Source organism: Microcoleus sp. A003_D6, from assembly GCF_036702825.1.
Classification (GTDB): domain Bacteria; phylum Cyanobacteriota; class Cyanobacteriia; order Cyanobacteriales; family Microcoleaceae; genus Microcoleus.
Window position 1 is genome coordinate 1 of record NZ_JAUBWA010000011.1, and the last position, 18,419, is coordinate 18,419.

The window sequence follows — 18,419 nt, forward strand, 5'->3', positions numbered from 1 at the left end:
GGTCTGACCAGTTCTTTTTCAACAATTCTCTGAAAACCTCTTGACAAAAGACTTACAGCCTTAACTTGTCACCAATGACCAAATACTGGCAAGACCGCCAATCCAAATACGGGAAATCGTACTGGGCAAAAGGCTCAAAACTCCATAATGTGGCGGTTAACCAAAATTGGAAATGTCCAGTATGCGGTGAACACTTGTTCAATGGAGAAGAACTGCACACCCATCACAAAAATAGGGTGGTAGATGGAGGAACAGACAAGGCTGAAAACCTTGTTCACCTTCACAAAGCCTGTCACAAGTACATACATACAGGCAAACGTTCTGAGGTTTTGGAGGCTTGAGCCGGATGATGGGAAACTGTCAAGTCCGGTTCTTAGGGGAGGAGGACGCGGCGACGTGTTCCTCCTTACCCGACAAGAAAACAGCAGGAGTGGATAACCAACTTGCCCTCAACCCTCAGATGAGAATCCAACTAATACACGAAATCCTGAAGCTAAACCCTTGGAAAGCAAAACCTGCTAAAAGGATATACATTCCAAAAGCAAATGGTAAAAAGCGTCCTTTGGGGATACCAACTCTCAAAGATAGAGTGATGCAAGCAGTGGTCAAAAACGCACTGGAGCCGAGTTGGGAAGCTAGATTTGAAGCCAACAGCTATGGTTTTCGACCAGGGCGAAGCTCTCACGATGCAATAGAACAAGTTCATACCCGATTACGAAAAGGAGGCGATGAATGGATTCTAGACGCAGATATTAAAGGAGCATTTGACCACATTAGCCACGAATACGTACTCAATGCTATTGGAGAAATTCCTAGCAAAGAACTAATCAAACAGTGGCTAAAAGCAGGTTACGTGGAGGCTAACAAGTTTAACCCAACAGAAACAGGCACTCCCCAAGGCGGTATCATTAGCCCACTTCTGGCTAACATCGCCCTAGACGGACTGGAAGGAGAAGTATTATCCAACCACCAGAAAGTCAAACAGAGCAAGAGTGGGAAATACAAAGGCAAAACCTACTACACAAACAGGTATTATCCTAGATTTGGGTATATCAGGTATGCTGATGATTTCCTTGTCACCGCCGAAACAAAGGAAGACTTGGAAGCTGTTGTGCCTGAAATAAAAGAATGGCTGAGAAAGCGAGGATTAGAGCTAAACGAAGAAAAAACCAGAATCGTTAATAAGCGAGATGGATTCAACTTCCTAGGTTTTACAATCCGAAGCTACTCAGACGGAACCACGCTCTGCAAACCTCAAAAAGAAAAGATGATTGCCAAACTCAGGGAAATCAGAGGATGGCTCAAAAGACACAAAACGGTAAAACCGGAAGAAGTCATCAAACATCTCAATCCCATATTAAGAGGATGGGCTAACTATTACAGGCACTGCTCCAGCAAGGAAATCTTCGCTACATTCAACCATAGAATGGTACAAATGCTATGGCAATGGTGTAAAAGACGACACCACCAGAAACATCTCAAAAGGGTAAAGAACAAATACTTTACCGTACTGGGAAATGACCACTGGACATTCTTTGCCGACACCAAGGATAGAACAGGAAAAAGAAAGAGACTTTATCTCAAGGATGTAAGTGACATCCCAATCCTGAGACATACAAAGGTTGAAGGCGCAGCTAGTCCAGATGACTCAACCAAAGTAGATTACTGGAAGAAACGCCAATCAAAACTGGGTAGTAGCGTATGGGCTAAAGGCTCGAAGCTCTACAAAGTGGCTCAATTCCAGCACTGGAGATGCACTGAATGCGGAGACTACCTGCTAAACGGAGAACAAATCCACACTCACCACATAACTGAAGTGACAAATGGAGGCACAGATGAAATCGACAATCTTATACACCTCCACCAAATTTGTCACAGGAAAGTTCATGGTACTAAATAACCTCGGAGTCCAAGAATGCCAGAGCCGGATGATGCGAAAGTGTCACGTCCGGTTCGTTGGGGAGGGGGATGCGGCGACGTATGCCCTCTTACCCGACCTTAAAAAAGAAGTGGAGGCAACACCCGAACCAATAGAAATCAAAATTGATGCTGGCTCAAAAACAACAGGAATAGCCTTAGTTCAAGGTGGCAAAGTTATCTTTGGTGCTGAACTAACTCATCGCGGTCAAGCTATTAAAAATAGCCTTGAATCCCGTAAAGAATTGCGGCGTGGGAGAAGGAATCGCCATACTCGTTACCGTCAAGCTAGATTTTTAAATCGCACTCGCTCTAAAGGATGGTTAGCGCCAAGTCTTGAACATCGAGTACATACGATCGTGACTTGGGTACGCAGACTTATAAAGTTTGCTCCGATTGGTTTAATCAAATCTGAACTTGTCAGGTTCGACTTACAGCAATGTGAAAACCCTGAAATCTCAGGTATTGAATATCAGCAAGGTACTTTAGCTGGCTATGAAATTCGTGAATATCTCCTTGAGAAATGGAACAGAAAATGTTCTTATTGTGACGCAGAAAATGTGCGGTTACAGATAGAGCATATTCATCCAAAATCAAAAGGCGGCTCTAACCGTATCTCTAATTTATGCCTAGCTTGTGAGCCTTGCAACATCAAGAAAGGTACTCAAGATATCAAGGTTTTCTTAGCTAAGAAGCCCGATGTTTTGAAGAAAGTGCTGACACAATCAAAGCGTCCACTCAAAGACGCGGCGGCTGTTAATTCTACCCGTTGGGCTTTGTTCAACGCTCTTAAAACTACTGGACTACCTGTTGCCACTGGTTCAGGTGGTAAAACTAAGTTCAATAGAACTAGATTGGGTTTAACTAAAACCCACTGGATTGATGCTGCTTGTGTTGGTGAAGTAGATGTTCTGGAAGTTCTAACCGATAAACCTTTGCTCATTAAAGCAACTGGTCATGGTTCTAGGCAGATGTGTAGAACTGACAAATTTGGACTCCCTTCTCGCTATGTTCCTAGATTCAAGTTTGTTAAAGGTTTTCAAACTGGCGACATCGTAAAAGCAATTGTTACTACTGGCAAGAAAATTGGAACTTACGTGGGGAGAGTTGCTGTCCGCACATCAGGCTCATTTAATATTTCTGCATCAACATTAATCCAAGGAATCAGCCACAAATACTGCTCAACTATTTTCAAGAAGGATGGTTACTCTTATGTCGCATAGACCATGCCCCCCTTTTCCTCCCAACACCAACCTGAGTACAGGTATGGTGTGGGTATCCAAGGGGGCGGATAGATGATTTTCTGCGGGAACTTAAGGCACGTATTTTGCAAGCTCAAGTGCGGGCTGTAATTTCTGTTAACCGCGAATTAGTGTTGCTTTACTGGCAAATTGGACGGGATATTTTAAACCGACAACAGCAGCGAGGATGGGGAGCAAAAATTATAGACAATTTAGCTGCTGACTTGCAAAAAGCTTTTCCTGAGATGAAGGGTTTTTCACCTCGCAATCTCAAGTATATGAGAAGTTTTGCGGAAACTTACCCGGATGAACAATTTGTGCAAGAGGTGCTTGCACAAATTCCTTGGTATCACAATATCGCCTTAATGGAAAAGCTGAAATCGTCAGAGGAACGCCTGTGGTATGCACGCCAAACTATCGAGCAAGGATGGAGTCGAAATGTATTAGTTCATCAAATAGAAAGCGGGCTGTATCGGCGACAAGGGAAAGCTGATACTAACTTCTCTCGCACTCTCCCCAACCCGCAATCTGAATTAGCTCAACAGTTGTTGAAAGACCCTTATAATTTTGATTTTATCAGTTTAGGAAAGGAATCAGAAGAGAGAGAATTAGAGAAAGCTTTAATCGATCGCATTCGGGATTTTTTGCTGGAGTTGGGGGTGGGGTTTGCTTTTGTGGGCAGTCAGTATCATCTGGAGGTTGAAGGGGAAGATTTTTATATTGATTTATTGTTTTATCATTTACGTTTGCGTTGTTTTGTGGTAATTAATTTGAAGGTGGAAGCGTTTAAGCCGGAGTTTTCTGGGAAGATGAGTTTTTACGTTTCGGCAGTGGATGATTTGCTGAAACACCGGGATGATATGCCGACTATTGGAATGATTTTATGTAAAAATAAAAAGCAGAAGATTGTCGAATATGCTTTGCGGGATATGAATAAACCGATCGGCGTTTCGACTTATCAATTGCGGGAGGATTTGCCGGAACAGTTACAGGGGAGTTTGCCGACTGTTGAGCAGTTGGAAGCTGAGTTAGAGGCAGTAGACATTGAAATTGAGGAGGAACGATAAAAGGCGATCGCTAGATTAATGTTAAAAATAGGCTTAAATGCTATCAAAACAGTTTTTAGTAAATTTGTAAGCTGTTTCGCATTTAAAGGAGGATAGTAGGGTGCGTCAGTAAATAAGTGTTTCCCATGTAGAGTCAGTGTTCTAGCTGACGCACCTTACCTGGATCGTTAATGGTTTAAATGCTCCACAGCTTAAGGTAGGTTCTTGAATAACGCACTGTAAGCTGTTCGACATTTAAACCACTAACGAGGCCTGTAGGGTGCGTCAGCTAGAACACTTACTAAGCAAGGGAAACAAGATAGGGCTGACGCACCCTACAATACTATTTTAAATGCGTAACAGCTTACAAATTTACTAATCTGTTTAAGGATGCAAAAACTCTAAATGGTCTCCTGGAACCGATCGCAATTTTGCAGCCGACCCTTGCACTTTCAACCTACCGCGTTCTAACATGATAATCCAATCGGCGCGATCGATCACTCGCGGCCTGTGACTGATAAAAATCGTGGTTTTCCCGTGCCGGTACATCAGCAAATTTTCCAAAACTTCCGCTTCGCTTGCCGGGTCAAGCCCTGCGGTAGATTCGTCTAAAATCAATACGGGCGGGTTGTTGAGAATTGCGCGAGCGATCGCCAATCTCTGTCTTTGTCCCCCAGAAATATTCGCTCCAAACTCCCCTAAAACAGTTTGATACTTATCAGGTAATTGGCTGATAAATTCGTCAGCCCCCGCAATTTTACACGCTTTCACAATCTGTTCAAAGCTGGCATCTGGACTGCCCAAACGAAAATTTTCGAGAATCGAACGGCTCCAAAAATGCGCTTCTTGAGGAACTAGAACCACCTGCTGTCTGAGACTGTCGAGAGACAAATCCTGCAAATTGTAACCGCCAATTCTCACATTACCAGATTGCAGCGGATACAAACCAGCAATTACCTTAGCTAGCGTACTTTTTCCGCAGCCGGAATAGCCGATTAAAGCAATTGCTTGACCCCCAGGAAACGTCACAGAAAAATTTTCCAGCAAGTCAAGTCTGCCGGGGTAGTGAAAATTAACATTCTTGCAAACAATCTCGTCGCGGCCTTGAATCGTGACAGCAGGTTTATTACTATCATTTTTAGTTTCCGGTGCAGCATCGATGACTTCTGAAAGCCGTTGAGTTGCTGTCTGAACGCGAGTCATTTCATCAGCAAATCCGACTAAAGAATTCACCCAATTAGTAACGTTTTGACTCATGCTAATAAACGCCAGCAACTGACCGATACTCAATACCTTGTCAATCACCAAACCGCTGCCCAACCACAGCAAAGTAATGCCGCCCGCTGAAGCAATAAAACCAGAAAAGATATTGTTGAGAATGCCAATTTGCGTAGTGCGGAAAGTGAGATTTGCTAAGCGGCCGAAGCGGCTTTGAAATTCTTCCCAAAGTTGCTGGGCGCTGCTAGTAGTTTTCACAGTCAGCGCGCCTTTAAAAGTTTCGACTAAAACGCCTTGAGTTTCTGCTTCCAGCACAAATAAATTCCGCGTCTTTTGCTGCAATACGGGCATAAATACCACTGTAGATGCAGTCATCAATAGAGCGATCGCTGTTGCAGCCAGCGTCAGTTGCGTGCTGTAAAACAACATAAAAATAAAAGAAACTACAGCTATAAAAAATTGACTGGGCAAGCTGATGGCAACTTGAGAAACTAATTTATTTATTTCTTGGATGTCTTGTAATCTACTAACGATTTCGCCGCTGCGTCTGGTTTCGTAAAAGCTTAAAGGCAAGCGCAGGAATTTGCGCCCAAACTCCATCACCAATCCCAACTCTAAACGCTGGGAAAATTGAGCAATTAAGTTCGACTCAACTAATCCTAAAGTGCTGCTAAAAAAATTCATAACTATAACTGCGATCGCCACACTTGCCAAAAGTTGAGTGTCGCCCCGCACCAGGATGTCGTCGGTGAGCAGTTGAACTAAAAAAGGCGACGAAATCGACAGCAAACCCAACACCACATTCAGCAACAATGCTTCGATTAAAATCTGGCGGTAAATTCCAACCCGGCGCATCCATTTTTGTAAGGAATTGGCGGGCGGTTGACCGTCTGCTTCCGCAAAAAACCGCTCTGGATCGGGGTCTACTAGCAAGCACAGCCAATCTGTCCAACCCGCTGCTAGTTCTTCTTTGGAAATATAGCGCAGACCAATGGCGGGATCTGCGATCGCATATTTGTTGCCCTGTTTTCCGTACAAAACAACCCAGTGATAGCCGTTCCAGTGAATAATTGCCGGTAAAGGTGCTTCCTCAATTTTGTCTAGAATAGTAGCCGCTGCTCGCACGGATCGAGCATTAAAGCCGATCGCCTCAGCCCCCTGTTTCAAACCCAGTAAAGTCGTCCCCTGTTGACCGGTACCGGCAAATTCTCGCAAGCGGCTAATTGTAAAATTCTGTCCGTAAAATTTGGCGATCGAAGCCAGACAAGCCGCACCGCAATCTTCTTCGCTCTGCTGGAGAACAACCTGATATTTATTAAACCTGTTTACTTGTCCGAATAATGGCATTTTGCCGATAAAAGGAATCTTCTTTAACATTTTGCAAATTGAATAATGAGTAGAGCATAATGAACACTACTCCTCACCAACTACCCAATCAGCAAAAAGCACCCATAAAGTTATGGGTGCTTCTCAATCAAGAGTTAGAGAGCTGAATTGACAGCCCTAAACTTTAGTAGTAAGCGTAGCGGACTACTCTTCTGAAGGAACCGTCGTAATTCCGGCGGTACACGACCCAACTGCGGCGTTGAGTACGGTGACGGTTGTAGCGATTATTGGCATAATGGCAACCGCCGTTGACGCTAGCTGATTCTTCAGGAGTGAGTTCAGCAAACAGTGAATTTTCTTTTGTTTCTTGCATGATTTGACTCCTTTTAAGGTGAAAAAAATTAACAGAAACGAGAAATTATCTGAAATTTCTACAGCCTCGCTTAAATAAAGCACCATAAAGTTATGGGTGCTTTCTCGATCTACAGTTAGATATCTGAATTGACAGCCCTAAACTTTAGGAGTAGCCGTAGCGGACTACTCTTCTGTATGAACCGTCGTAATTCCGGCGGTACACGACCCAACTGCGCCGTTGATTGCGATCGCAGTCATTGTCGTAGCGATTGTTGGCATAATAGTAACCGCCGTTGACGCTAGCTGATTCTTCAGGGGTGAGTTCAGCAAACAGTGAGTTTTCCTTAGTTTCTTGCATGATTTGACTCGATTTAATTAGACAAGATGGAACGAGAACTAGAAATTTTATAAATCTCTATAGCCTCGTGTAATTACTAACTAATAGTTCTTCAAGTGCTGTGCGAGTTCCGGAATATTACCGAGATATTTTCCAACATTCATTCCGATCGCACAACCGACTCACCGAGCTAGACTACTATGGTTTTGTAAGGGCGTGAGTGGTTCGGATCGTACAGATAAAGCTGGCTCGGCTGCGGCAGGAAAAACAACATATTGAGGTCATTGCTGGTGTTCTCGCTCCCGCTGTTGCTGTTAGCACTGCTGATACCGCTGGTAATACTGCCACCGCTGACAGTAGCCGATTCTCGATCGGTTAGCTCGGTAAAGAATGAATTTTGTTGATTTTCCGGCATGAGGAACTCCTATTAATACCTATATACTTACTTACGTACAGATCCCAAAAAAACCGGGTAACAGCGCCAAAAATCATTACTGAAATGCCCTATTTTCATGACTGTTGCCCGCTTTTTCCACAATTCTTGATGTTTCGGGAAATTTGCGGGTGGGGACAGCAAAGCTGTGCGGATTTTGACCTTGACCCTGTGAATTTTGATTTAGACTTCTAAACCTATCTTTGGTGTCCGGAAAACGGAAAATAAATTTGACAAAAGAAATAAGCGGTCGATCTCTTCCTTTTCCAGCTCATACTATTTCAGATTAGAGATTAGAGAATTGGGAATAACAGATTTTATAAGCGTTTGGAGCTTGTATACAGTTGCATTGTTTTTTTGAACTGGTATCAAAACTCAAAACTATCCTCCTCCCCCCAACTCAAAACTCAAAACTCAAAGCTCAAAATTATTCCCCTCACCCCCAGCAGCCACCATGTCTCGCACTCCCGAAGCCACACCCGCTGAAACCTTTGATAACGACCAGTTTTTGCCCCCTGTCAGCCGCTGGACGACTTTGGGGGGCATTTTGATGGTGGCGACGTTTGGCGGGGCGATCGCCCTTGCTAGCGTCACCAAATACAGCGCTACAGTCAAAGCAGACGCGATCGTCCGGCCGGCGGGAGAAGTGCGCGTCGTGCAAGCAGCAACCGAAGGAACCGTCGAAAGCATTGCTGTCAGCGAAAATCAGACAGTAAAAGAAGGAGATGCGATCGCAGTTGTAGACGCTTCGCGTTTGGGAACTCAAAACAAGCAATTCCAAGAAATCATTAATCAGTCTCAAGCAGCAGCACAGCAAATCAACCAGCAACTGCGCGACTTAGAAAATCAAATTTTGGCCAGCGCCCAACTTAAAAGCATCCAAAGTGGAAGTTCCGCCGAACAGGAATTAGTCGAATCCGCTTTAGTCAAAATTGCCACATCGCTGCCGGATGTTGCCGAGAGACTCGGTAGAAGTCGGCGGGTTTTGCTCGTCAAGCGATCGTCCCTTCAACAACAATTAATTCAAGCTAAAAAACAGCTAAATCAAGTTGAGTCACAACTCAAAAATAGCGTGATCCGCGCCCCCGCTGACGGTACAATTCTCAAATTGGAAGTACAAAATACCGGTCAAACCGTACAAGCCGGCAGCGCGATCGCCCAAATCGTCCCCAGCGACGTACCCCTGGTAGTCAAAGCCAAGGTGACATCCCAAGACATCGCCCGCATCCAAATCGGCCAACCCGTACAGATCAGGATTTCGGCTTTACCCTTCCCCGATTACGGCACATTAAAAGGAACTGTTAGCGAAATCGCCCCAGATGCGATCGCCCCTCAAAATCCCGCTAATAATTCAGGTACAGCCTATTACGAAGTAGCAATTAAGCCCCAACAAACCTATTTAACCAAACTCCAATCCACCAGCGGTCAATTATTCGCAAATTCCCAGGCAAATGTCCCCCGTCAGTATTCAATTCAATCGGGAATGGAAGGCAGAGCCGATATTATTACCGGCGAAGAAACAGTTCTCACATTTATTTTACGCAAAGCCAGGTTGCTGACAGATTTATAATCGAAATTAGTCATTGGGCATTGGGCATTGGGCATTGGGTAGGAGCACAATCAAAAAAAATGCTTTGTGGAACGGGCTTCTAGCCCGTTGCTAATCCCTACCTCAAAATTATGTCTTGTGGAACGGGCTTGTAGCCCGTTGCTAATGGCGCCAGAAAATTAGAGGCTCTGAAATTGAAATAACGTGTCAATATAGAAATGTGAGTTCAATTCTATTCTTTCCTCATGGGCAAACAGCGCGTTCTTTCAGGAGTTCAGCCAACCGGCAATCTTCACCTCGGTAATTATCTCGGTGCCATTCGCAACTGGGTAGAAGGTCAAAGTCAGTACGAAAATTATTTCTGCGTAGTCGATTTGCACGCAATTACCGCACCGCACAATCCAGCAACTCTAGCCTCCGACACTTACACGATCGCCGCACTCTATTTAGCTTGCGGCATCGATTTAGAATATTCTACTATTTTCGTGCAATCCCACGTCTCGGCGCACACAGAACTAGCATGGCTGCTCAACTGTATTACGCCGATTAACTGGCTCGAAGATATGATTCAGTTTAAAGAAAAAGCAGTTAAACAAGGTGAAAATGTCAACGCCGGTTTGCTAAATTATCCCGTGTTAATGGCAGCAGACATCTTGCTTTACGATGCCGACAAAGTGCCAGTGGGAGAAGACCAAAAACAGCATTTGGAACTCACCCGCGATATTGTCATCAGATTAAATCACCAATTCGGCACACCCGAAAAGCCAGTCTTGAAACTTCCCGAACCGTTAATTCGGACTGACGGTGCGAGGGTGATGAGTTTGACTGACGGCACGCGCAAAATGTCGAAATCTGACCCTTCCGAACAAAGTCGAATTAATTTATTGGATTCGCCAGATACGATCGCCAAAAAAATCAAGCGCTGCAAAACAGATGCCGTGCGGGGTTTGACTTTTGACGACCCCGATCGCCCCGAAGCTAGAAATTTGCTGACACTTTATCTCCTGCTTTCCGGCAAATCCAAGGAAGAAGTAGCAGCGGAGTGTGAAAACATGGGTTGGGGAGATTTTAAACCCTTGCTGACAGAGACGACAGTTAATGCCCTCAAACCAATTCAGGATAAATACAAGGAAATAATGGACGATCGGGGATACTTGGAGTCGGTATTGCGTCGGGGAAAGGAACAAGCAGAAGCTATTGCCAACCAAACTCTAACTAAAGTTAAAAAAGCTTTTGGTTATTCTTTGCCTAATTAGTCAGTAGTCAGCAGTCATTAGTCATTAGTTGTTGGAAATAACAAATAATCAACTGCCAACTGCCAACTGCCAACTGTCAACTGCCAACTGTCAACTGTCAACTGCCAACTCCCAACTGCCAACTGCCAACTGCCCAATAACAAATAATCATGAACCGTTTTCGCACAGCCTGCACCACCCCCGGAGAATTTATAATTACCGCCGAAGTTGCCCCCCCTAAAGGCGGTGATATGACTCACACAATTCAAATGGCTGAACGCCTAAAAAATAGAGTTCACGCAATTAATGTCACAGACGGGAGTCGCGCAGTTTTGCGAATGTGCCCCCTAGCAGTTTCGGCGATTTTAGTGCAGCACGGAATTGAGCCAATTTGTCAAGTTGCTTGTCGCGATCGCAATCAAATTGGCCTGCAAGCCGATCTCATGGGAGCCCACGCTTTAGGCATTCGCAATGTATTAGCACTTACAGGCGATCCCGTCAAAGCGGGCGACCATCCTAAAGCAAAAAGTGTATTCGACTTTGAATCAGTACGACTGTTACAAGTCATTCAAAAAATGAACGGCGGCAAAGACTGGAATGACAAACCTTTAACAGACGGAGTTACCGATTTATTTGTCGGTGCTGCCGTCGATCCCCAATGCGCCAGTTGGTCTGGTTTGCAAAGTAGATTTGAGAAAAAAGTAGAGGCTGGAGCGCAATTTTTTCAAAGTCAATTAATAACAGATTTTGAAGTGTTGCATAAGTTTATGCACCACGTTGCTGCGGGCTGTAACAAGCCAGTTTTAGCAGGAATATTTTTGTTTAAATCAGCTAAAAATGCTGAATTTATTAAAAAATACGTGCCGGGAGTTCACATACCGCAAGAGACGATCGATCGTTTAGCAAAAGCTCCAGAACCATTGCAGGAAGGCATAAAAATTGCTGCCGAACAAGTCAAGCTAGCGCGGCAAATTTGTCAAGGAGTTCACATGATGGCCGTCAAACGAGAAGATTTAATTCCTCAAATTTTGGATTTGGCAGGAATCGAGCCGCTGAGCTAAAATTGAATTACTGCTAACATATTGAAATAAACAGGACAGTCATGGTTCAAACTATAGACAATCCCACAGTTTCTCCCGCAGCCGAGCAGCATTTCACTTGGCGCGGCCTAACATGGCATCAATTTAAGGCAATTCAAGCTAGTTTTGATGATGTGCCTGGAGTGCGGTTATTTTATTGTCAAGGAGTGTTAGAGATTGTGGGTATTAATAAACCTCATGAAGCATTTCAATCGATAATTGGTCTATTGCTTGGGATCTACTTTGAAGTTAGGGAAATAGAATTTTTCCCCAGCGGCGCTTACAGTCAGATTGTTGAAGGTCAAGTCGAGTATCAGGCAGATTTGTCTTATTGTTTCGGGACAGATAAGGATGTTCCTGACTTATGCGTTGAGGTGGTGATTACTAGCGGCAGTCCGATTAAACTTCAGAAATATCGGCTGATGGGTGTGCCGGAAGTCTGGTTTTGGGAAGACGGAACGCTGCAACTTTACCGCTTGCAAGAGCAGGGTTATGAGCGGATTGATAGCAGCGAATTGCTGCCAGAGTTAGACTTATCTTTGTTGAAGCGCTGCATTTTGTTTGCTTCGCCCTTGGAAGCATTAAAGGAGTTTCGTAGAGGCATTAGTAGCAATGACTGATTCAAATTTACTCGATCGAGATAATATCAAAATAGTAGAGTCGAAAATTTCAGAAGTTACAGTTTATACCGATCGCGCTTTGGTGACGCGCCGTGCCACAGTGGCCTTGACGGGAAATGAGCGAGAATTGGCGATCGCATCTCTCCCCGCAACCCTCGAAACAGAGTCAGTCAGAGCAACCGGTGCGGGTACAGTTGCCGTGCGATTGCTGGGAGTGCGAACCGAAACAGTGTTTAGCAGCGAACCTGTAGCGGATGGCATCGCAGAATTAACCCAACAAATTCAGGAATTACAAACCCAAAGACGGGCAATTAACGACAAAATAACCGCCCGAAAAATTCAGCTCAAATTTGTGGAAGGTTTGAGCGAAAAAAGCGTCGGTTTCTTTTCCAGCAGCATCGCCAAACAGCAGGTAGGTTTAAACGAAACTGGCGAATTGCTCAACTTTTTAGGAACTAATTACCTAAAATATGTAAGTGCGATCGCGCAGCACGAAAGACAACAGCACGAATTAGACAATCAAATACAAGCTTTAAAGCAGAATTTCCAACAAGTAAGGACTTCCCATTCCCAGCAAAGTTTTAACATCATTGTCGCCATAGAACCAAGCGGCAGCGGCAACTTTGAACTAGAAATTTCCTATGTAGTAATGGGAGCCCGCTGGACTCCCCTTTACGACTTGCGAGTCAACACTACCAACAACCAAATTAATCTCAATTACCTAGCCGAAGTCAATCAAAATACAGGCGAAGCTTGGACGGGAGTAGCGCTGACTTTATCTACAGCAAAACCCGGAATGGGAACTTTGCCCCCCAAACTAGAACCCTGGTTTATCGATACTGTTCACCCAAAATCTGCTCAAACCCCAGAATTTATGAGAACACGAAGCCCACAGACTGCGGAACCAGAGAGGGCATTTGCAATGATGGCTCTTAGTGATGCTGCTGCCGCACCCGAATCCATAGCAGCTCAAACCGCGACAGCAACAGTATCGAAAGAAGGCGGCACCGTCTCATTTCAAGTAGGGGGAAATACCAAGATTCCCAGCGACGGTACACCGCACAAAGTGATGGTTTTCAGAGAAAATTATCCGTTTAAACCTGAATATATAGCCGTCCCGCGATTAGTCAGTTTTGCCTATTTGCAAGCAGTTGTTGTGAATCCGCTGACAGGTGCAACTCTGCTTCCGGGTAAAGCAAATATCTTTCGCGACAACACTTTTGTCGGCACTGTGCAGTTAGAAAATGTTTCCCCTGGGCAAGAATATAAACTAAATTTAGGAATAGATGAAGGGCTAAAAATAGAGCGGGAATTAGTAGAAAGACAAGTAGATAAAAAACTGATCGGCCAGCAGCGGCGCATGAGTTACGCTTATCGCTTAAATGTGACAAACTTGCGGCAGGTGCAGGTACACCTGACACTAAAAGAGCAATTGCCAGTCAGCCGTAATGAACAAATTAAAGTGCGATCGACTCTAACTAATCCGAAGATAGTAGCAGGTGAAATGGGACTGCTGGAATGGATAATGTCTCTGCCTCCGCAAGCAAAACAAGAGTTATATTATCAGTTTGTGGTCGAACATCCTCCCGAGTTAACAGTCATCGGTTTAGATATTTAATTAGGATTTATGCTCTTAAGTTGTAGCCATATCTACAGCTTATTCCTCTTTCAGCAAACCCTATCTTTTTTCAACAATTTGTACTCCAGCGATCGCGCCCATGTTGTTTAGCATCGTACAAAGCTTTGTCTGCACAGGCTACCAGTGTATCTGGTTGAACTTCCAAGGTGGGTATGAGTGAGGAAATACCCAAACTGACTGTGACGATCTCCTTCACGTCAGACTGTGCATGGGGAATCGCCAGATTGTGAATTTCTTGCTGAATGTTTTGTGCCACCTTAATCCCTCCTTCTAAATCCGTATTCGCCAGGAGTACCACAAATTCTTCTCCACCGTAACGCGCTGCTAAATCGGTGGGACAACGGACTACTTTTTGTAATATTTGCCCTATTCTAATTAAGCAATCATCCCCAGCCAGATGACCGTAGTAGTCATTGTAGGATTTGAATTTATCAACGTCCAATAAAACTAGAGAAAGTGGCTGCTTTTCTCGCGCTAGGCGTTGCCATTCACTTTGAAGGCGATTGTTGAAACAGCGACGGTTAGCCACCTCAGTCAAACCATCTAGATTTGCCAGTTCTTTTAATTTTTGATTGGCATCTTGGAGAGCCAATTCTATTTGTTTGCGGGCGGTAATATCACGGATAGTAACGGAAAAACCATCTCCTAGCTTGACTGCTACGAAGTGAAACCAGCAAGATTCTCCCGATGGATAGTAAAAATCCTGTTCTAAACATTCCCCCGTCTCGACAATATTAACAAAGCGATTAAATAGTTCTGGATCGATATTACTCAATAACTTTTTTAGTACCAATTTGCCAATCATCTCTTCACGACTGCGTTTAAAAGCTCTAGCAATCACGGGGTTGACGACTAAGCACCGAAAATTCTCAATCTCCCCTGTTTCGGTATTACGAACAGCCTGCATTGCCGCAATACCATCAAGGGAACTATTCAAAACACTAGCAAGTAAAGCCCTCGATTGATAAAGTACCTCTTCTGCTTCCCGGCGCTTAATGTTTTCTTGTTCTAGAAGCTGTTGCTGGCGTTGAATGGTTAACTGATTTTCCAGACGCGCCACTACTTCTTCGACGTGAAATGGTTTGGTGATATAGTCTATAGCCCCTGAAGCAAAGGCGGTTACTTTGTCGAAGACATCATCTAAAGCACTAATGAAAATCACTGGAATGTGGCTAAAATCTGCATCCGCTTTGAGAGTTCTACAGACTTGATAACCATCCATTTCAGGCATTTTAACATCTAAAAGTATCAGATCTGGTTGCTTTATCTTCACCGTTTTTAGTGCCATCCGTCCACTGGTGACGCTGCGAACAGTGTAGCCGAGTTTGAGGAGCGCATCGCTTAGTAATTGTAGATTTTCGGGCAGGTCATCTACTAATAGAATGTTACCTTTATTTTCGATTTGAGAATTAAGATTCATTGTCGATCGGGGGTTCTACTAAATCAATAATCTGCTCAAACTTAAATTGACTGGCAAGTTTTGTCAGGGACTTTATCAAACGAGTTTCTGTTTTGGGAATTTCTCCGACAACTTGTAACACGAGGTTGGTATTTGCCTCAAGTGCAGCTTCGTATAATTGAGTAATCCATGCTTGAGGCATACAGGTTAAATCTTCCGATGTCAATGGGCTTTTTTCTGTATCATCCAAGACTGGAGTTATTGTTTCTGCATAGATATATTTGACTCCCAAATGCTTAGCTAGTGCGTCAAAAATACTGTGTTCAACGAAGGGTTTGCGAACAAAGTCATCACATCCAGCCGAAAGTACGATCGCCTTTTCTTCTTCCAACACACTCGCGGTTAACGCGATTACAGCCGTAGCATTGCCTTTGGTGGTAGATTTGATGTATTTTGTCGCTTCGTAGCCATCCATCACTGGCATCCTCATGTCCATCCAGATTAGGTGCGGTTCCCACTCATCCCAAATTGCGATCGCCTCTTGTCCGTTACTAGCTTCTTTCACCTCAAATCCCAAGGGACTGAGCAACTTAATTAGTAATTGTCGATTAATAGATTTATCATCGACTGTGAGAATTTTGTAGCTAAGTTGACCGGGCACCAGTCCCAGCACTCTTGGATATTCTCCTGTACTCTTGCTGTTTGTTTCTTGACCCAATTTAGTCTGAATATAAAATTGGAAACTTGTACCTTTTCCTAATTCGCTTTCTACAGAAATATCCCCACCCATCAATTGCACAAATTTCCGGCTAATTGCTAAACCTAAACCCGTTCCTTCCTGCATATCTTTTCCAGCTTGAGCTTGACTAAAGGCATCAAAGAGTTTTGGCAGTTCTGCTGCTGCAATACCCACCCCAGTATCGCGAATACGGAAATGCAAATTAAAAACATCTGTGGTTTCTTGTTCTCCCAGAAACACATTCAAAGTGATTTGACCCTCGGAAGTAAACTTGATGGCATTGCTGAGTAAATTAATTAAAACCTGACGCAGTTTTACTCGATCGGTACAGATATAGCGCGGCACATTTTCTGTTCGCTGGAATACCAAATTCAATCCGGCATTATTAGCTTGCAAATGTAACATATCTTCTAAATCATTCAGCAAGATATGTAGGTCAAAGTCTGTAGGATTGAGGGTGGTTTTACCTGCTTCGATTTTTGATAAATCGAGTACATTATTAATTAGCGTTAACAGGTAATCACCGCTGCGATAGATAATTCCGGCATTCTCGTATTGTTCAGGGGGCATATTTGTGGCGCGTACCATCAATTGCGAAAAGCCGAGAATAGCATTGAGAGGCGATCGCAATTCGTGGCTCATATTGGCAATAAATGTACTTTTGGCTTGATTAGCGCTTTCTGCTTTCACTGCCAACTCTCGGGAAATCTTCTCACTTTCCTGCAAAGCCATAGTACGCTGAATCACTCTTTCTTCTAATTCCGCATTAGCTTGTTGTAATTTTAAAGCCGCTTGACGATTTTCCGAAACAATCGCAGATGTCACCATCGTCGTAATGGAAAGTACCCCCACAAATAAAAGTAGTAACAAAAGGGAATTACTAGCCAACGCGGCCTTATAAAAAATACCAATTTTATAAGCCGTAGTGATAAAAGCCAAACTACAAATGGCGGTGACTAAAATAGTAGTAACTTTCTGACTAAAACGAAAAACAGACCATAAAAGAGGGGGTAAAAGTAAATATTCTACAGGTTGACTCTCAAATAAGGCAAATTTAATGACTATTCCCAAAAGAATAGCAATAATCAGAAATTCTCCACTAAGCCAAGACTGCGGGGCATAAAATTTATTTTTTTTAAAACAAATTAACAAGAAAGGTGTAAAAAGTAAGATACCTATACTATCACCAATCCACCAACCCGTGAAAGTTTTTAGAAAGTCAGACTGGGGGACAAGTTTCTGATAAGTGAATGAACAAGCCCCGATCAAAGCGTTGGGTAAACTAACTCCCAAAAAACTAACGGCGATAAAAATTACTACATGATTGACTTCATTAAAAGGAAATTTTGTGCGAGTTGACCGTCGAATCACAAATACTGCCAATAAATTCCAAATCGTTACACTAATAGTATTTAAAACAATAGCCCATAAAGTTGGAGATATCGACCAGGTTATGATTAAGCTCGCAATAAATTGACCCATAAAGATACCTAACCAACGAGAATAACCCCACCCCAATAAAGTGGCGAACATCCATCCTGTTCCGGGCCAAACAGGTGAAATATATGGTGGAATAATCGTAAGACTGGACATTTTATGATTCGGAAGCAACCAACAAATCAAAGGATAAACAATAGAAATAATCAGAACTTGAAGCCACCAGTGGGGATTTTTTATTTCTAAACTGAGACCATTTAAGAGGTTAAAAAGTTGTTTTTTTGCGATCATTTTTCAGGTATCAACTTGCTTTACAAAAACTGTCAAGTATCAATCATGAACCATTAAAGGTTCAATTAAATCAAGAATTTGCTAAAATTGAAATTGACGTGCTAATTGAGTCACGCTTTTGATTAAAAATAGTTCAGTTTCAGGAATTTACTGAATTACTTTCATCACTTTTTCTGTGTTTGCTTCTAACACAGTTTCAGATAAGCTTATCATCCATTCATGGGGCCAGAAGTAGGTCGGCGCTGTCAAACGCAACTATGTAAATGATCGTCAAGTATCAAAATGCCAAGAAAGCAGCACTAGGAGATGCTGTTTACATACAGTTACATAGTTCTGTTTAATCCCGCCGACCTACTTACTTTAAATATTTCTGAGGTTAATTCTGCTTTCGTTAGATTATTACCATTATGAGATTGCATTTCCTCATAAATATATTTTACGCCTATCAGCATCAGCTTGCAACAAAGCAAGATTTCCGAATCCCAGCAAGTGCCACGCAAGTTCAATCGCACTCTCCGAGGCGATCGCACAACTGGGAATCCCATACTTAGCTTTCAAA

Annotated in this window: 17 protein-coding genes; 9 read left to right on the forward strand and 8 right to left on the reverse strand. The window is 43.4% G+C overall.

Translation table 11 applies throughout. From position 1 onward, the window contains the following. Nucleotides 1-74 precede the first annotated feature (74 nt). The 4 genes from QUB70_RS05190 to QUB70_RS05205 all read left to right on the forward strand — a co-directional run bounded on the left by QUB70_RS05190 (nt 75) and on the right by QUB70_RS05205 (nt 4,225). Nucleotides 75-341, forward strand: a complete 267-nt coding sequence (locus QUB70_RS05190; protein ID WP_332978774.1) for an HNH endonuclease — start codon at nt 75-77, stop codon at nt 339-341. 8 nt (nt 342-349) lie between these two features. Continuing rightward, complete coding sequence (gene ltrA / locus QUB70_RS05195) at nt 350-1,900, forward strand: group II intron reverse transcriptase/maturase (RefSeq protein ID WP_332978903.1); 1,551 nt, start codon at nt 350-352, stop codon at nt 1,898-1,900. Then, on the forward strand, nt 1,887-3,140 hold the full coding sequence (gene iscB / locus QUB70_RS05200; protein ID WP_332978775.1) for an RNA-guided endonuclease IscB: 1,254 nt from the start codon (nt 1,887-1,889) through the stop codon (nt 3,138-3,140). Before ltrA ends, iscB begins: the two co-directional genes overlap by 14 nt. A gap of 80 nt (nt 3,141-3,220) precedes the next feature. Then, complete coding sequence (locus tag QUB70_RS05205; protein WP_332978904.1) at nt 3,221-4,225, forward strand: PDDEXK nuclease domain-containing protein; 1,005 nt, start codon at nt 3,221-3,223, stop codon at nt 4,223-4,225. A gap of 363 nt (nt 4,226-4,588) precedes the next feature. Here the strand turns inward: QUB70_RS05205 and QUB70_RS05210 are convergent, their stop codons facing one another. From QUB70_RS05210 to QUB70_RS05225, 4 genes are all read right to left on the reverse strand, one after another. Next, nucleotides 4,589-6,799, reverse strand: a complete 2,211-nt coding sequence (locus QUB70_RS05210) for a peptidase domain-containing ABC transporter (protein ID WP_332978776.1) — start codon at nt 6,797-6,799, stop codon at nt 4,589-4,591. Nucleotides 6,800-6,932: 133 nt separating this feature from the next. Then, nucleotides 6,933-7,121: a hypothetical protein gene (locus QUB70_RS05215; RefSeq protein WP_332978777.1), complete on the reverse strand. Its 189-nt coding sequence runs from the start codon at nt 7,119-7,121 to the stop codon at nt 6,933-6,935. Nucleotides 7,122-7,265: 144 nt separating this feature from the next. Further along, nucleotides 7,266-7,460, reverse strand: a complete 195-nt coding sequence (locus QUB70_RS05220) for a hypothetical protein (protein ID WP_332978778.1) — start codon at nt 7,458-7,460, stop codon at nt 7,266-7,268. 169 nt (nt 7,461-7,629) lie between these two features. Beyond that, nucleotides 7,630-7,854, reverse strand: coding sequence for a secretion protein HlyD (locus QUB70_RS05225; RefSeq protein ID WP_332978779.1), 225 nt, complete (start codon nt 7,852-7,854; stop codon nt 7,630-7,632). A 472-nt stretch (nt 7,855-8,326) separates the two neighbouring features. Between QUB70_RS05225 and QUB70_RS05230 the strand changes: the two genes are divergently transcribed. Then, a complete protein-coding gene (locus QUB70_RS05230; protein WP_332978780.1) occupies nt 8,327-9,442 on the forward strand; it encodes an HlyD family secretion protein in 1,116 nt (371 codons plus the stop codon). A 224-nt stretch (nt 9,443-9,666) separates the two neighbouring features. Then, complete coding sequence (gene trpS, locus QUB70_RS05235) at nt 9,667-10,677, forward strand: tryptophan--tRNA ligase (RefSeq protein ID WP_332978781.1); 1,011 nt, start codon at nt 9,667-9,669, stop codon at nt 10,675-10,677. 17 nt (nt 10,678-10,694) lie between these two features. Here the strand turns inward: trpS and QUB70_RS05240 are convergent, their stop codons facing one another. Beyond that, nucleotides 10,695-10,916, reverse strand: coding sequence for a hypothetical protein (locus QUB70_RS05240; protein WP_332978912.1), 222 nt, complete (start codon nt 10,914-10,916; stop codon nt 10,695-10,697). Here QUB70_RS05240 and QUB70_RS05245 point away from each other — a divergent pair. Genes QUB70_RS05245 through QUB70_RS05255 form a run of 3 tightly spaced genes read left to right on the forward strand, consistent with a single transcriptional unit; the run spans nt 10,827 to nt 13,973 of the window. Further along, the gene (locus tag QUB70_RS05245; RefSeq protein ID WP_332978782.1) at nt 10,827-11,717 is read left to right on the forward strand and encodes a methylenetetrahydrofolate reductase; all 891 of its coding nucleotides are present in this window, start codon (nt 10,827-10,829) and stop codon (nt 11,715-11,717) included. The genes QUB70_RS05240 and QUB70_RS05245 overlap by 90 nt on opposite strands. Before the next feature lie 41 nt (nt 11,718-11,758). After that, nucleotides 11,759-12,355: a Uma2 family endonuclease gene (locus QUB70_RS05250; RefSeq protein WP_332978784.1), complete on the forward strand. Its 597-nt coding sequence runs from the start codon at nt 11,759-11,761 to the stop codon at nt 12,353-12,355. After that, complete coding sequence (locus QUB70_RS05255; protein WP_332978786.1) at nt 12,348-13,973, forward strand: mucoidy inhibitor MuiA family protein; 1,626 nt, start codon at nt 12,348-12,350, stop codon at nt 13,971-13,973. The genes QUB70_RS05250 and QUB70_RS05255 overlap by 8 nt, the downstream gene beginning before the upstream one ends. A 70-nt stretch (nt 13,974-14,043) precedes the next feature. Here the strand turns inward: QUB70_RS05255 and QUB70_RS05260 are convergent, their stop codons facing one another. The 3 genes from QUB70_RS05260 to QUB70_RS05270 form a co-directional block, all read right to left on the reverse strand. Beyond that, on the reverse strand, nt 14,044-15,414 hold the full coding sequence (locus tag QUB70_RS05260) for a diguanylate cyclase domain-containing protein (protein ID WP_332978788.1): 1,371 nt from the start codon (nt 15,412-15,414) through the stop codon (nt 14,044-14,046). Next, nucleotides 15,404-17,860, reverse strand: coding sequence for an MASE1 domain-containing protein (locus tag QUB70_RS05265; protein ID WP_332978790.1), 2,457 nt, complete (start codon nt 17,858-17,860; stop codon nt 15,404-15,406). Before QUB70_RS05265 ends, QUB70_RS05260 begins: the two co-directional genes overlap by 11 nt. A gap of 423 nt (nt 17,861-18,283) precedes the next feature. Next, on the reverse strand, nt 18,284-18,418 hold the full coding sequence (locus QUB70_RS05270; protein ID WP_332978792.1) for a hypothetical protein: 135 nt from the start codon (nt 18,416-18,418) through the stop codon (nt 18,284-18,286). Nucleotide 18,419: the final 1 nt, after the last annotated feature.